The organism is Micromonospora sp. TSRI0369 (assembly GCF_001905625.1).
Lineage (GTDB): Bacteria > Actinomycetota > Actinomycetes > Mycobacteriales > Micromonosporaceae > Micromonospora > Micromonospora echinospora_A.
This window is the reverse complement of record NZ_LIVU01000005.1, coordinates 236,594-250,685: the sequence shown is the minus strand read 5'-3', so window position 1 is coordinate 250,685 and position 14,092 is coordinate 236,594. Positions and strand designations below refer to the sequence as shown.

The following is a 14,092-nucleotide window of genomic DNA, read 5'->3' as shown; positions in this document are numbered from 1 at the left end:
CGATGGCCGAGATCCGCTTCGCTCGCGGCACCCATGGGACCCCGACGACGACCGCCGGCGACGCCCGCTTCCGGCCGCTGGTGTCCCAGCTGACCAGCGACATCCAGACGTACGCGCCGGACTGTGTCGACCTGCTGCAGTGCATCCACGACGTGGTGTCCGGACGATCACCGCACGAGGAGTACGAGGGCAACTCGGCCGTCCTGCGCTGCACCCCGGACGGCGTCACCGTACGCAGTCTCGGGCCGGTCCCCTCGTCGGCGGCGTACTCGACCGAGGAGGCGCAGACGGTGATCCTCGCCTACCTCACCCGCCTCGCGCCGACAGCCGTGGAACGCCTGCGGCACGTCGCCACCTGGGAACGGGAGCACGGTCGCCCGTGCACGGTCCGGCACCTGCTCGACCTGCCCGGCTGAACCACTGCGGTCAGCGCAGAACCAGCAGGTCCAGCGCGTCCACGACCGGCCCGGTGTCCACCCGCGCGGCCTCCCGCAACCGCCGCACGCCCGCGGCGTACTCCGCGTCGGTGATGAGCTGAAGCGGCGTGTGCGCCTCCCGGCGCAGCCCGGCAGCCGCCTCCCGCAACGACGGGGCGGTGACCTGCGGAACCTGCTCGACCACCGCGGCGGCGGTGAAGCCGGCGCCCAGGAAAGCGGCCTCGACCTCGGCGACGCTCGGGAACGTGTCGAGTACTCGCACCGCCTCCGGGAAGTAGCGGAACAATGTGATCGCCCGGTGCCGCCCGGCGAACGCGGACCGGATGAGCACCGGCGCGCCCTGCCGCACCACGCGGCGCAGCTCACGCGCCGCCACCGCCAGGTCGGGTACGTGATGGACGACAGTGGACAACCACGCGCCGTCGACGCTGCCGGCAGCCAGCGGAAGGTGCCCTGCGTCTCCCGCGACAAGCGGCGCGAACGCGCACCGGGCGCGCATCGCCGTCGACGGCTCGACCGCGACCACGTCGAGGCCGGGGAACCAGGAGGTGAAGGCGCGCGCCCAGCTGCCCGTGCCGGCGCCCAGGTCGAGCAGCCGCGTGCCGGGACGCGGGGCGAGGTGACGGGTGACGGCTGACCGCCAGGCGGTGAGGCCGTCGTCGGTGAGGTGCCGGGTCGCCGCGAACGCCTCGGCGTCGGTGTCGTGGTACGCGATGCGGGCCATGCCTTCGAGCCAACTACAAGGAGACGCATCACGCAGTCCCGGGTAGCCTTTCGGGCCCCTCACACTTCGTGCCGGACTGGTATCTTGCCGCGTCGTGGCGAGCGAACGTGAAGTGTCGAAGTTCTTTCGCCACCACAAGAGCTACCAGGAGTAGAAGGTGCAGTATCAGATGCACTTCGCGGGCGAGCTGCCGGCGGACGGCCTGCGCCGCTTCCTGCACCAGGAGTACGGCGTCGCGCCGGATGCCGTCTACGTCGGGCGGATCGAGGACCGCGCCGTGGACGACCCGCGCCCGGTGGCGATGCTGACGCCACCCGACGAGGACGAGGGCTTCGGCTGGATCCTGACCGGCGACACCGAACTCCTCGACGCCACCGGCCAGGGCGAACGGGACCTCGCCGTCACCCTGGCCCGGACCTTCGGCGTACGGGCGCTCGTCGACGACGGCAGCATCCACCCCGACCGGTGGCTGCTGGTCAGCACCGACGGCAGCAGCGGCCGGGTGCTGACCGACGAGGATGCCGCCGCCGACGGGGACCTGCGGATCGTGCACGCGCTGGAGCCGATCAGCGGGGAGCCGCAGCTCGCCGTCGTACCGCCGCCGGACTGGGCCCGCGACTGGTGACCCGGCGCGAGAAGAACTCCTCTCCGAGCATTGCGATCGCCGCTGTCGAGCCCGATTCCTTCTGAGATTCTCACCCACCGCCCGGCTCGTAGACCGTCTCGAGACCACGCTTCACGCGGATCAGCGAGCCGAGCCACGCCCGGGTCTCGGCGTCCGTCGAGTACAGGACGGTGCCGCGCATGCCTCGCGTCATCAGCACCTTGTAGGTGTTGCGGATCAGACGGTCCGCCTCCGCGTCACTGAGCGTCTTCCTGCTGCGGAACGCGGGGTCTTTCGATTCCGCCCGCTGGGTGACGAGCCGGCCGTTCCGCGCTACCAGGTCGGGTCCGAGGATGACACCAGACCACTCGTACTCGAAGCCCTGAGCGGTGTAGACACAGCCCACCTGGCCGAAACCATGCGGGTCGGTGGCCCAGAATGCGCTGCCGGGCGCGTCACCGACGCTGCGGTCGCTCTTGACGTTCCAGGGTCGGGCCCAGTCGCCGATCCGGACGTCGGCGATCAGGGAATCGTCCGGCAGCGGGTCGCTCCACGGCCAGCAGTACCCGGCCGACATCCGCGCCGTCTCCCCGGCCGCCTGCTTCGCGGCCAGGAATGCCTCCATCTCCTCCGGCGAATCCGCCAGCCGCAGGTCGAAGCGTCCGTCGCCGGCCCACACCGATGGCTTGCCGCCGTCGAGGCCGAGCAGGTCGACAACCCACTCCTCGTACGCCTCACTGCCGCCGCACCGGAACTGGTCGTGCAGCGACACGACCTCGATATCCAGATTGAGCTGTTTCGCGTACGTGGAGATGACCTCGACGTTCCCCAATTCGCCCGGCTTGACCACCTGGTGCTCGTCGAGCAGGAAGACCGGTACGCGGGCCGCGGCGATGAGTTCGTCGATCTGCGGCCGGGCACGGTCCCGCTTCGCCTTCGGCGTGAACCGGTTGACCGAGGTCTCCCGGATTCGGTGCGCCTCGTCGCAGATCAGCACGTCGAGGCCGTTCCGCTCGGCCGTCATGAAGCTGTTGAAATAGCCGAACAGGTTCTTCAGCCGGGTCGAGCCCTTGCCCGCGTAGCGGCGCAGCGTCTGGGTGAACGACCGGGATCCCGTCGCGTGCATGACCGACCGCTGCTGCCGGGCCAGTTCACCGAGGACCGACAACGCGATGACGCTCTTGCCGCTGCCCGGTCCGCCGGCGACCACCACGACGGACTTGCGGTCGGCGCTACGCGCACGCTCCACGGCGTGCAACACCAGCTCGTACGCCAGGCGCTGCTCGTCGAGCAGAGTGAAGTGGGACCTGTCCTTCAACTCGGCGGCGGCGTAGGAGAGTAGGTGCTTGCTCGGGCGCACGGAGCTGGTGAGGAAGCGATCAGCGGCGGCCGCGCCGGAGCTGGGCGCCAGGTGGCTGCGCAGATAGTCGAGGAACCGGCCGCGGCGCTGCTTGGTGAAGATCCGGCTCTGCTCCGTCGCTCGCCGGGCGAAGAGGTCGTCGATGTCGCGGTCGACGGCGTTGTGCAGGTAGGCGGCCCCGACGATCGGGTTGCGCGAATGAGCGAGCACCCCGAGGAAGTCCGCGAGGTACTCGCAGTAGTCCCCGACCTGCACGCCCGGATGCAGCCGAGGGGCGGCGGCGTGCTCGACCAGGACGAGGCTCTCGGACCCCTCGTACGACTCGACCCGCGACCACTGCTTCAACTCCACCACGACGTAGAAGTCCTCGGCCGTCCTCGGATGTGTCCCGGCGAGGACGACGTCGATCCGCTTGCTGGTCAGCGGAAGCTGGTATTCCACCAGCATCTCGACCTGCCCGAGACCCGCGTCGGCGAGATCCTGGGCGAGCACCGGCAGGCTCCGCTCCCAGGACCGCCGTTCGGAGGCGCTCACGTTGTGCCCGATGTGCCCCGCGATCCGGTCGGCGAGGGCGCCACCGGCCGCGTAGCGCAGCAGTCCGTCGGCGGAGGTGCGAAAGGCTGACACGACTTGCCCCCGGGCAGCACGAAATGATCGTGCGCATGGGGGGCGTGTCCGGCGACGACCGGAAGCCCGTCGTTACGCGCTTGTACGGGTGGACTGTAGCGGAGAGATCATCCGCATGGCACGCCCTGCTACCGCTTGGCCGGCGAGCCCTTGACGTCTTCGGCGGCATACCGGACGGCGACCTCGGTCAACTTGGCGAGGGCGGCCTCCGTCAGGTCGATGCCGAGGACGTCCGCCAGCCTCGTCAGGTAGATCATGACGTCGCCGATCTCCGCTCGCACGCGTGCGCCCGCCTCGCGGTCGTCCATCACCGTGGCGGCCTGCTCCGGGGTCAGCCACTGGAACTCGGCGACCAGTTCCCCGACCTCGCCGGCCAGTGCCATCGCGAGGTTTTTCGGCGTGTGGAACTGCTGCCAGTCTCGTTCCTCCGCGAACGCCCGAACGCCGGCCGTCAAGTCCTCCATCCCCGCAGTCTGACACCGCTCTCGGGAGTCCGATTGGTGCGGTCAGTAGGGCCGAGGGTGCTGGGCAAATGGCCTGAGGACTGTGCCGTCCTGACCGAGTGATACCACCTGGTCACGGGCACGAAGCTGTCGCCAACGACGGCGGACCGACGGTGCCGACCGGAGATAGGCGGGGACCTTGCCCTCGGCGAGATGGCGATACAGCCTGCTTTCCAGGCCCCGGAACACCTCCGAAGGCTCTGCCTTGGGGCAGCGGAGTGCGATAAAGGGTTCCTTCGGCCTGCAGGCCGTCCGCCACGTCCTGGGACGTGGCCGTGCTCTCTGCCCAGGGCGGGTCCAGCTCGAAGAGTTCTAAGGGCGCAGTGTCTTGTCCACCAAGGAGGAGAGGAACGTTGACCATCCAGGACTGCTGAATCGCAGCCAGGGGCCCGAGGGGTCCTTCGAGTCGCGTACGGCGACGACGCCGGGAAGGTTCGTAGCAACCTCGACGCAGTCGCCACCGTTGTCGCCGCTGCGAGTGCTCTTGCGCCAGCGGGCGCCGGTCAGGTCAGTCATGGCGCAGCTCCCCGACGATTCCCTTGATCACGTCCCTCGATTCTGCCTCACCTAACGCGAGAGCATCTACGCCCTTCCAGGTGCTTTCGTAAGCTGCGAGCTCGTCGGGCTTGTCCAGGTAGAGAGCGCCGGTCAGGGACTCGCTGTAGACGACGGAGGGCTCGGGCGCCGCTCGTCCGCCTTTCGTGGCGGGGAAGTCGAGGATGACGAAGGACCCGGCCACCGCGCCGGGATGCGGCCCGGCGGCCAGCGGCACCACGCGCACCGACACGTTCGGCAGTTCGGAGGTTTCGAGCAGGTGGCTGAGTTGGTTGGCCATGACAGATGCACCGCCAACCGGCCGCCGGAGCACTGCCTCCGAGAGAGCGGCCTCCAGCCGTGGAGGCGTAGGAAGACGGCGGGTCAGCAGAGCTTGTCGCTGCATACGCACCTCGACGGCACGTTCCCGCTCCTCCATGCTCAGCCGGCTGCCCCGATGGAAAAGCCCGAGCGCGTACTCCCGAGTTTGGAGTAGGCCAGGGATCAAGGATTCGTCGTAGCGGCGTAGATGGGCGGCGGCGGATTCCAGGCCGACGTACAGCTCGAACCAGCTCGGCACCGCGTCCCCGTACGCGTGCCACCACCCCTTCGACTTCGTCTCCGCGGCCAGCCCTCGCATCGCCTCGGTCATCTCCGCGGACACGCCGTACAGCTCGCACATCGCCTTGACGTCGAGCACCCGCACCGGCCCGAGGCCGCACTCGATGCGCCAGATCTTCTGTCGGCTGTATTCCAGCGCCTCCGCTGCAGCGTCGAGGGTCACGCCGGCCTCGTTGCGGAACTGGCGTAGCAGCCGGCCGAGCTGTCGGCGCGGCACGGTCGAGCCGATGTCTTCCGCCATCCGGGCACTCCCTGGTTCCAACCGGCAACAACGAGTGACGTTGCTCTGCAACGTCTACTCGTTTCCACGAAATAAGTCAATGCACAAGCTGGAAAGGCGCGCTTGGAACGTTGCGCATCCACTGCGCACTGTCACAGGATGACTACCGGTAGGGCGACCTGGCGATCTCTACGGCTCGGCCGCTGTGCCTGTCGATCGGTGATCCGTTGAGCAGCCCTGGTGCCGTACCGCTGAATGAAGCTGCGGTGTCAGGGCGGGGTGGGCCCGCCGGCGCGGGACGGGCAGGCGGGCCCACCCCTTCCACGACAAGGAGGACAGGCTGATGAGCGTCCGTAACGATGGACCGGGGCGGGGCAGCGGGACGACCGCGTACCCCTCGCTGCTGCCGTGGCAGGTGCGCGAGCGCCGCTTCCCGCCCGCCCGGTTCGGGCGCCGCGGCCTCGACCCCGATGCGGTGTACGCCTACCTCGGCCGGGTCGCCGGCGACATGGCCTCGCTCCACGCCGAGATCACCAGGCACCGCCAGGAGACCCTGCGGATCAAGGTGGCGCTGCGCCGCTGGCAGTCCGAGCAGGCACGGCAGGCGAACGGCGAGCGCCGGTGACCGGGCGCTGGGTCATCCATCTGCCGGTGACCGCCGCTGACCTGCCCGCCGCGCAGCGCCTGGCCCGCGTCGTCGCCCGGTGGACCGGGATGCTGCCGCATGCCGACCCGGGGGAGACCACCGTGTCGGCCGAGGATGACCAGAACGTACGCCATCGGGTCTTCTGCGACCTGCTCATGTCCGGCGGCCGGCGGTGCCTGCTCCGCGCCGACCATGACGGCCCCTGCTCCCGCCGCGTCCATCGCTGACGTGCTGAGCAGGTGGTCGCGTCGGTGCGAGGGGTCCGCGCGGACACCGATCATCGTCGATCGAGGGTCAGCGGCGTGAGCGTGTGCCACGTAGGGTGGGCTTCGGACGTCTCCCCGTAACCGGAGTGCATCTTGAGCCTCAAGTACTACCTCTACCTGTCGCATCTCAAGATCGGGCTCCTGGCCGCACAGATCGCCTCCTCCGCGCAGCACGAGACCGAGCTCGCCGTGGACCTGAAGGTCGTCCGCTACAGCCGCAAGGCGGTGCTGCCCGAGCGCCACGATCTCGACAAGCTGGAGAAGGTCATCCGGCATCTGCAGGACGCCGACCAGATCGGCGCTGCGGACGAGGAACGTCCCTACGTCCAGGCCTGCCTCGAGATGCGCTGGCAGGTCTTCCCGACCACCGGCATCGTGGTCTTCGCGGGGACACTCGACGACCAGGTCATCGTCCTCGGCGGCTCGGCGTCGCACGTGGTCGGCGGCGGTGACGCCGAACCGGTCGGATCGGTCCCGCCGTACCTGTTCCGCAAGCTCCAGGAACTGAGAGCCGACCCGGGCGAGTTCGACGACGAGCGCTTCCACGAATCACTGGCGCAGATCGGCGCCGCGCTCCCGGGGCCGGCGCAACGGGTCGAGTTCGTCGCGAAGCGACTCGCCGAGAAACCGGGCCCGAACGGCACGCTGCTGGGCAGCCCGATCTACGTGGCACTCGTCGACTAGGGCCTCGGCGTGGACGCGGGGCAGGTCATCCGGTGGCGGCCGGGGGAGACCGTCCTCGACACGTTCCGCATCGAGGAAGTCGTCGAAACGGGCGGCACGGGGTTCGTCTACCGCGCCCATCACCTCGCCTGGGGCGTCGACCTCGCGGTGAAGACGCCGCGCCCGGACCTGGCCTCAGCGCCCGGGATCCTCGACCTGCTTGCGCAGGAGGCGCAGGCCTGGACCGATCTCGACCCGCACCCGAACGTGGTCGGCTGCAACTACGTGCAGCGTGTCGGCGCGTACCCGGTGATCTTCGCGGAATGGGTCGCGGGCGGTGACCTGACCGCGGCGGTCCGGGACGGGCGGTGCCGCGACCTGCCGCGGGCCCTGGACGTTGCGATCCAGATGCTGCGCGGCATCGGGCACGCCCACGCGGCGGGCCTGGTGCACCAGGACATCAAGCCCTCTAACGTCATGTACGACGGTGAGACCGCACGGGTGACCGACTTCGGAACGGCCAAGGCGAAAGCGTCCGTGTCGCACAGCGCAGAGGGTGGCGTCGAGACCTCGTACGCGACGCTCGGCGGATTCACACCGCAGTACTGCTCCCCGGAGCAGGTCGATCCGGACGGAAGGATCGGCCGGACCAGCGACATGTGGTCCTGGGCGCTGACGGTGATCGAGCTGCTGCACGGGCGCCGGCTCTGGAAGTGGGGACACGACGGTGCGGATGCGCTGGCGTCGCTACGCGGCGATCTCCCGCGGCCGCTGCGCGATCTCCTGTCCGGCTGCCTGGTGCGCGACCCCCGGTCGAGGATCGGCGACAGCGCCGAGGCGGAGGCCGTCCTGCTGAGCGTCTACGCGGACTGCGCATCTGGTCCCTACCCGCACCCCGACCGGGTGTCGCCGTCTCTCAAGGCCGACGGCTTGTCGAACAAGGCGCTGTCCCTGTGGGACCTCGGCGACCAACGCCGGGCGATCGAGATGTTCGAGCGGGCCAAGGCGATCGACCCGCACAACGTCCGCGCGGTCTACAACCACGGGCTCGTCAGATGGGCCGACGGCCTGGTCACCGACGAGACCCTCCTGTCGGAACTGCGCGCCACGGGCGACTCCTGGGAGGCGGACTACCTGGCCGCGATGGTGCACATGGAACGCGGCGACGGCGTCCTCGCGGCCCGGCACCTGGCGGAGGCGGACCGCAAGCATCCGGGTTCGCCGGAGATCGTGGCCGCGCGGGAGCGCTGTGCCCGGCTGGAGCCGCGGGGCACGCTCGAGGTGTTCGGGCAGTTGTCCGGCCAGGTCGTCGCGATGGCCTGCGATCACGACGCGACACACGTGGTGGTGGCCGAGAGGTCAGGGCGGGTGCGGGTCTGGGACGCCTTCGCGGGCCGGGTGGTCGCGGAACTCGCCGCCTCCGGCCCGGCTCCCGTCGACGTCGCGATCGACCACGCCGGAGCGCGGGTCCTCGTCTGCTACCAGGATTCCCGCGTCGAGCGGTGGCTGCTCGCCGACGGCACGGCCCACCTCGAAGGCCGGCTGGGCGGAGGAACAGCCGTGGCGCTCAGCCCCGAGGGTGGCTTCGCGGCTGTGGGCACGGCCGACGGCCGCGTCCTCGTCTTCCGCACCGATGCGTGGGAGCCGGTCGCCCGCATCCGGCCCCACGACGGCACTGTCACCCGGGTGATCCTCGGCCCGGACGCCGAGGTGTGCGTCTCCGCCTCACTGGGCCGTCCCGGCTCCGCCGTCGACCATCGGGTGGAGCAGTGGTGGCCCCTGCGGGACACGAGGATGCGGGGCCTGCACATACCCGCCGACGAGATGGACGGCGGCGGCCAGAAAATCGCCCTGGCGCCGGACGGGTCGACCGTCCTGAGGATCGGCTATCAGTCCCTGACCATGGTGGACATGCGGGTCTGGGACGAACCGCGACGGTGGGAGATCCCCTGGCTGACCGGATACCGCATGCTCGGCGTCTCCGGCCGGGCCGGCTGGGCTCTGCTCGACCCCGGGACCGGCGACCTTCAGGTCCTCGAACTCGCCATCCGCCGATGCGTCCGCACCTTCCCGAAGGACTGGGCGCGGGGTTCACGTCGCGACGCGACGGCGTTCAGCGGGGACTGCGGCTACGCCGTCATCGCCGAATCGCACGGCTACAGTGGCCAGACCTCGCTCTCCCGACTCCCCATGCCGCTCCGCGGACACCTCGCACCCTGGTCGTACGCGCCGCCCCGGCCGGTCGGTGCCCTCGCGCGCGACGAGCGGGCGTTCGACCAGGTCATGGAACGCGTCGAGGCGATGATCGCGGCCGGAGAGGATCGGCGCGCGGCAGACGCGATCCGCGAGGCGCGTGCCGTTCCCGGCCACGAACGTCACCCGCGGCTACGCCGGGCCTCCGGGGCCCTGGGCCGGAACCTGCGGCGCACCGGACTGACCGGCATCTGGCTGGAGCAGGAGCTGTCCGACGTCATGCTCGCCCATGGCACCTTCGACATCGGCGCCTCCGGCCGCTTGTTCGCCTTCCCGGCCAACATCGACGAGGTCGAGATCTTCGACCTGGAGACACTGGAGAAGGCAGGCGGGGTCACCGAGCGGCGGAACCCCGCCACCAGCCTGTCCTTCGCCAGGGGCGGCCGGGACGTGATCATCGGCTACTCGGACGGATCGGTCGCCTGCCATGACACCAGGACGTTCCAGCCCCGGTTCAAGGTGGCCGGCGCGCTGCCTCGCGACGACGGGAACACCACGCTCGACATCACGGGCGACCTGTTGGCGGTCGGCTTCGGCCATGGATTGGCGACGGTGTGGTCGCTGGAGGCGGCTGCCTGCGTCGCGACGGTCCGCACCGGACCCGGCACGATCGTCGGCGTCACCGCCGACGAGGCGTCCCGCTCGATCGCCGTGCAGCTGCGAACCCCCGACGCGGCCGCCGTGGAGGTCCGGTCGATGGACACCGGAAAGCCCGTGAAGACCTTTGCGGACGTCGACCCGCACACGGAGATCCGGTTCGCCTCCGGGATGCTGCTGCTGGCCGAGATGACCCGCCTGACCGCGTGGCGACCGGGTGACAAGCGCCCGTCGTACCACCTCGACCGGGTCAAGCACAGCTCGTCGGCGGCGTTGGCCTTCACGGACTCCCGTCGGCTCACCGTCATCGCCGGGCAGACGGGCTTCGTCGTCTGGGACGCCGCGAGCGGAGAGCTGGTGTTCGACGGGAGAGCCCTCGACGACCCGGATGGACGCCTCTCCGGGGTCGAGGAGGTGGTGGTGTCGCCCGACGGGAGGTTCGCGGTGGCCGGAGACCCGGGAGAGCAGACCGTCGACGTCTGGGACCTGCGCGCCGGACGCCGGATCCGCTCACTGCACGGTCACCACGTCCGGGTCAACGCGATACGCGCCGACGCCGCGTTCGGCACCGTCGTCACCGGCGACCACCAGGGCAAAGTCCGCATCTGGGGCCTCGACTGGGACTACGGAGAGTGATCCGATGACCGAACGCCGCCAGCACGATGAACTGCGAGCCGCGTTCCTGGCCAACCGGGAGCGCGTCAGAACCTGGCTCGACGCCTGGGAGATTCCCGAAGTGGTGTGGACCGACGAGTTCAACGAGATCCCTCTGCCCTGGATCGTGCCGCAGCAGGAAAGGGAGATCTGGCTCAAGCGCCACGCACCCTTCCTGGACGCGTACGACTGGTTGTTCGTCGGACGGCCGCTGACCCCGGGGGTCCGCGAGGTGCGGGGACTGTGGCACTTCGGGCCGGCTCACCGGTTCGCGGAACTTGATCTGATGATCACCAGCGTCTGTGACCCCGAGTACCTGGCCGAGAAGCTGACCCTGGCCGTTCACCACGCCGGCTTGAAGGGCTGGCGTGACGCGGACGCGCAGCCGCTCTATCAATGGCTCGTCGAGGGTGTGCACACGATGCCCCTCGGCAACGGCGTGCGGGGCAGCAACCGTTCGGGGTTCGTCCTGTTGCGTTTCACCCGCTTTCCGACCTCCGACGGCGACGTGATCGTGCGTCTGACCGCAGCGGAGACCGATAGCGCCCTGGACGGCTCACCTCTCGACGACGATGGTGTGTCGGTTCCTGGCGGGTAGATCAGGTGACCAGGCCGGTACGGTAGGCGTACACCACCGCCTGCACCCGGTCCCGCAGGTCCAGCTTCGTGAGGATGCGCGACACGTACGTCTTCACCGTCTCCTGGCTGATCACCAGCCGCGCCGCGATCTCGCTGTTCGACAACCCTTCGGCGATCAGCCGCAGCACCTCCAGCTCACGCGGCGTCAGCCCCACATCAGCGGGCGCGCCCTCGGCCGGGCGGATCCGCGCCGCGTACCGGCCGACGAGCTGCCGCGTCACCTCCGGCGCGAGCAGCGCTGCGCCGGAGGCGACCGTGCGGATGCCGTGCAGCAGCTGCGCCGGCGGGGCGTCCTTGAGCAGGAACCCGCTCGCGCCGGCGCGCAGCGCCTCGTAGACGTACTCGTCGAGGTTGAACGTCGTCACCACCAGCACCTTGACCGGGTGGGCGACGCCCGCGCCGGCCAGCAGGCGGGTCGCCTTGATGCCGTCGAGCACCGGCATGCGTACGTCCATCACCACCACGTCGGGTCGCAGGCGGCCGGCGAGGTCGACAGCGGCGCGGCCGTCGCCGCACTCACCCACCGCCGTCATGTCCGGCTGCGCGTCGATGATGGTGGTGAATCCGGTACGGATCAGCGCCTGGTCGTCGCAGACCAGCACCCGGATCGGCCCGGTCACGACGCGCTCCCGGTGGGGATGCGCGCCCGGACGACGAAGCCCTCGCCCGCCCCGCGCCCGGCGTCGAACTCGCCGCCGAGCACCGACACGCGCTCGCGCAGCCCGGCCAGGCCGCGTCCGCTTCCGCTTCCGCCCGGACCCGCGGCGCGCGGGCCCGGGCCGTCCGTGCTGATCTCCACCGTGATCTCCCGGTCTCCATGGTGTACGTGCACAGTGGTGGGGCGGCCGTGGGCGTGCTTGAGGGCGTTCGTCAGCGCCTCCTGCACCACCCGGTACGCGGCCATCTCCGCGCCGCCGGTCACCTCGGCCGGGCTGCCCTGCTGCGTGAACTCCACCGGCTGCCCCGCCTGCCGGGTCTGCTCCACCAGGGTGTGCAGCTCGCCGACCGACGGGGTGTGCGGCTCCGTACCGTGGTCGGGGTTGAGCACGTCGAGCAGCACCCGCAGGTCGCCGATGGCCCGGCGGCCGGTGTCGGTGATGGCTGTGAGCGTGGTGTCGAGGCGGTCGGGCGCGCCGGTCAGGTAGCGGGCCGCCTCGGCCTGCACCACCATCGCCGTCACGTGGTGGGTCACCACGTCGTGCAGCTCACCGGCGATGCGGGCGCGTTCGGCGGCGCGGGCGGTCTCGGCGACGTGCCGGCGGCGTTCGGCCTCGGCGGCGCGGTTCTGCCGCAGCCATGACCCGGTGCCCCAGGCGAGCGCCAGCAGCAGGTAGAACGTGGCGAAGCCGGTAACCCCCTCGGCCGACCCCTGCCGGTCGAGGGCGACGGCCAGTCCGACGTACGCGAGGGAGCCGACGAGCACCGTGGCACGGCGGCCTCGGTCCAGGTGAGCGCCCGCGCTTACCAGCGCGACGGCGAGTGCGGCGCCCGCGAAGGTGTGGTAGGCGCGTACCTGGTCGAGCGCGAAGCCGAGCGACACCAGGGCGAGGGACAGCGCCGGACGGCTGCGGCGCAGCGCCAGCGGAAGGCACTCCAGCGCGATCACCACCACTGTGAGCGCGTCGAACGGCCGGGCGGGCAGGTCGCCGAGTTGCGTACCGATGCCGCGCAGCGGTGGTGTCACGGACGCGAGCGCGATCACCAGCGCGAGCGGGAGATCCCGGACCGTGACGGGCCAGCGCCGCCACGAGTCCGGGAGCATCCGTCGGGTGATCATCAGGAGACCGTAGCGCTCTCCGCCGGGGCCTCGACCATGCGGCGACGCCGTCGCACGATGTGGCCGCGACGGTGGGCCAGCCAGAGGAAGACCACCGTGAGCGCCGCCCCGGCGGCCACCGTGTAGAGGCTGCCCTCCGGCCCGAAGTCGCCGCCGCTGAGCAGCGTCGAACCCGACGTGGTGGCGTCCAGCAGACCCGCCGATTCGCCGTTGCCGGAGACGACGACGCCGAAGACGCCGCCGGCGGCGAAGTTCCAGCCGAAGTGCAGGCCGATCGGCACCCACAGGTTGCGGGTCGCGGCGTAGGCGGCGGCCAGCATGAACCCCGCCTCGATCGCGATGGCTGTCGCGCCCCACAGGCTGGCGTCCGGGTTCAGCATGTGCATCAGGCCGAACAGTACGCCGGTGAGCAGCAGCGAGAGCCACGTGCCGAGCCACTCCTCGACCAGGCGGAAGAGCAGGCCGCGGAACATCAGCTCCTCCGTCACCGCCGCGGCGGCCATGAGCCCGAAGATGCCGACCGCGCCGGACACCGACCCGATGCCGTGCACGTGGTAGCCGCCCATGAGGGCGATGTTGACGATAACGGCCGCGAACATGGCGAACCCGATCAGCACCCCGCGGTTGAGCCGGGCCGCAGCGCCGTGCCGGGCCAGCTCGGTGACCTCGCGACCTTCGGTGCGGCGCACCACCCACCCGTACACCATGATCGCGGCCGCGGCGGTCGCGACGCCGAGGATCAGGCTGAGCCAGGCGTTGTCCTGTGCCGCGACGACCGCCCGGCTCCCGACGAGACTGACCGCGACGACGGCCAGGAACTGCTTCACCACACGCATGACGATTCCTTCGGGATTTCCGCGGCCCGAACGCCGCGGTTCACCTGGAACGCTATGGATTCGCCGGCCGGAAATCGTCACCGTGCGGTGGACACTTGCGGGTAGCTCGCACGGGGGACGAGCGCGGCGTT

The 14,092-nt window shown here is 70.4% G+C and carries 15 protein-coding genes; 7 read left to right on the top strand and 8 right to left on the bottom strand.

Going from position 1 to position 14,092, the window contains the following annotated elements; translation table 11 throughout:
* The first annotated feature begins 2 nt into the window (after positions 1 to 2).
* Positions 3 to 416, top strand: coding sequence for a hypothetical protein (locus AMK25_RS18420; RefSeq protein WP_073829590.1), 414 nt, complete (start codon positions 3 to 5; stop codon positions 414 to 416).
* Positions 417 to 426: 10 nt separating this feature from the next.
* Here AMK25_RS18420 and AMK25_RS18415 read toward each other — a convergent pair whose 3' ends face one another.
* Positions 427 to 1,161, bottom strand: coding sequence for a class I SAM-dependent methyltransferase (locus AMK25_RS18415; RefSeq protein WP_073829589.1), 735 nt, complete (start codon positions 1,159 to 1,161; stop codon positions 427 to 429).
* A 157-nt stretch (positions 1,162 to 1,318) separates the two neighbouring features.
* On the opposite strand from AMK25_RS18415, the gene AMK25_RS18410 reads away from it, so the two are divergent.
* Positions 1,319 to 1,786, top strand: coding sequence for a hypothetical protein (locus tag AMK25_RS18410; protein ID WP_073829588.1), 468 nt, complete (start codon positions 1,319 to 1,321; stop codon positions 1,784 to 1,786).
* A 70-nt stretch (positions 1,787 to 1,856) separates the two neighbouring features.
* Here the strand turns inward: AMK25_RS18410 and AMK25_RS18405 are convergent, their stop codons facing one another.
* From AMK25_RS18405 to AMK25_RS18390, 4 genes are all read right to left on the bottom strand, one after another.
* Positions 1,857 to 3,752 carry a DUF2075 domain-containing protein gene (locus tag AMK25_RS18405; protein WP_073829587.1) on the bottom strand — a complete coding sequence of 632 codons (1,896 nt, stop codon included), beginning with the start codon at positions 3,750 to 3,752 and terminating at the stop codon, positions 1,857 to 1,859.
* Positions 3,753 to 3,880: 128 nt separating this feature from the next.
* Positions 3,881 to 4,216, bottom strand: a complete 336-nt coding sequence (locus AMK25_RS18400) for a nucleotide pyrophosphohydrolase (protein WP_073829586.1) — start codon at positions 4,214 to 4,216, stop codon at positions 3,881 to 3,883.
* Positions 4,217 to 4,567: 351 nt separating this feature from the next.
* Complete coding sequence (locus AMK25_RS18395) at positions 4,568 to 4,771, bottom strand: DUF397 domain-containing protein (RefSeq protein ID WP_073829585.1); 204 nt, start codon at positions 4,769 to 4,771, stop codon at positions 4,568 to 4,570.
* The gene (locus AMK25_RS18390) at positions 4,764 to 5,651 is read right to left on the bottom strand and encodes a helix-turn-helix domain-containing protein (protein ID WP_073829584.1); all 888 of its coding nucleotides are present in this window, start codon (positions 5,649 to 5,651) and stop codon (positions 4,764 to 4,766) included. The genes AMK25_RS18395 and AMK25_RS18390 overlap by 8 nt, the downstream gene beginning before the upstream one ends.
* 322 nt (positions 5,652 to 5,973) lie before the next feature.
* Between AMK25_RS18390 and AMK25_RS18385 the strand changes: the two genes are divergently transcribed.
* From AMK25_RS18385 to AMK25_RS18365, 5 genes are all read left to right on the top strand, one after another.
* Positions 5,974 to 6,255 carry a DivIVA domain-containing protein gene (locus AMK25_RS18385; RefSeq protein WP_073829583.1) on the top strand — a complete coding sequence of 94 codons (282 nt, stop codon included), beginning with the start codon at positions 5,974 to 5,976 and terminating at the stop codon, positions 6,253 to 6,255.
* Positions 6,252 to 6,503 carry a hypothetical protein gene (locus tag AMK25_RS18380; protein WP_073829582.1) on the top strand — a complete coding sequence of 84 codons (252 nt, stop codon included), beginning with the start codon at positions 6,252 to 6,254 and terminating at the stop codon, positions 6,501 to 6,503. Before AMK25_RS18385 ends, AMK25_RS18380 begins: the two co-directional genes overlap by 4 nt.
* Positions 6,504 to 6,635: 132 nt before the next feature.
* Complete coding sequence (locus AMK25_RS18375) at positions 6,636 to 7,226, top strand: DUF7019 family protein (protein ID WP_073829581.1); 591 nt, start codon at positions 6,636 to 6,638, stop codon at positions 7,224 to 7,226.
* A 9-nt stretch (positions 7,227 to 7,235) separates the two neighbouring features.
* Entirely contained in the window at positions 7,236 to 10,691 is a 3,456-nt protein-coding gene (locus AMK25_RS18370; protein ID WP_073829580.1) for a protein kinase domain-containing protein, read from the top strand.
* A 4-nt stretch (positions 10,692 to 10,695) separates the two neighbouring features.
* Positions 10,696 to 11,307, top strand: coding sequence for a hypothetical protein (locus AMK25_RS18365; RefSeq protein WP_073829579.1), 612 nt, complete (start codon positions 10,696 to 10,698; stop codon positions 11,305 to 11,307).
* Position 11,308: 1 nt separating this feature from the next.
* On the opposite strand, the gene AMK25_RS18360 is transcribed toward AMK25_RS18365, so the two are convergent.
* Genes AMK25_RS18360 through AMK25_RS18350 form a run of 3 tightly spaced genes read right to left on the bottom strand, consistent with a single transcriptional unit; the run spans position 11,309 to position 13,961 of the window.
* The gene (locus AMK25_RS18360) at positions 11,309 to 11,968 is read right to left on the bottom strand and encodes a response regulator (protein WP_073829578.1); all 660 of its coding nucleotides are present in this window, start codon (positions 11,966 to 11,968) and stop codon (positions 11,309 to 11,311) included.
* On the bottom strand, positions 11,965 to 13,125 hold the full coding sequence (locus AMK25_RS18355; protein ID WP_073829577.1) for a sensor histidine kinase: 1,161 nt from the start codon (positions 13,123 to 13,125) through the stop codon (positions 11,965 to 11,967). The genes AMK25_RS18360 and AMK25_RS18355 overlap by 4 nt, the downstream gene beginning before the upstream one ends.
* A complete protein-coding gene (locus tag AMK25_RS18350; RefSeq protein WP_073829576.1) occupies positions 13,125 to 13,961 on the bottom strand; it encodes a CPBP family intramembrane glutamic endopeptidase in 837 nt (278 codons plus the stop codon). Before AMK25_RS18350 ends, AMK25_RS18355 begins: the two co-directional genes overlap by 1 nt.
* Positions 13,962 to 14,092: the final 131 nt, after the last annotated feature.

Coding starts and splice junctions, on each gene's coding strand:
- AMK25_RS18420 (WP_073829590.1), top strand. CDS start 3: ATGGCCGAGATCCGCTTCGCTCGCGGCACCCATGGGACCCCGACGACG.
- AMK25_RS18415 (WP_073829589.1), bottom strand. CDS start 1,161: ATGGCCCGCATCGCGTACCACGACACCGACGCCGAGGCGTTCGCGGCG.
- AMK25_RS18400 (WP_073829586.1), bottom strand. CDS start 4,216: ATGGAGGACTTGACGGCCGGCGTTCGGGCGTTCGCGGAGGAACGAGAC.
- AMK25_RS18395 (WP_073829585.1), bottom strand. CDS start 4,771: ATGACTGACCTGACCGGCGCCCGCTGGCGCAAGAGCACTCGCAGCGGC.
- AMK25_RS18390 (WP_073829584.1), bottom strand. CDS start 5,651: ATGGCGGAAGACATCGGCTCGACCGTGCCGCGCCGACAGCTCGGCCGG.
- AMK25_RS18385 (WP_073829583.1), top strand. CDS start 5,974: ATGAGCGTCCGTAACGATGGACCGGGGCGGGGCAGCGGGACGACCGCG.
- AMK25_RS18365 (WP_073829579.1), top strand. CDS start 10,696: ATGACCGAACGCCGCCAGCACGATGAACTGCGAGCCGCGTTCCTGGCC.
- AMK25_RS18355 (WP_073829577.1), bottom strand. CDS start 13,125: ATGATCACCCGACGGATGCTCCCGGACTCGTGGCGGCGCTGGCCCGTC.
- AMK25_RS18350 (WP_073829576.1), bottom strand. CDS start 13,961: ATGCGTGTGGTGAAGCAGTTCCTGGCCGTCGTCGCGGTCAGTCTCGTC.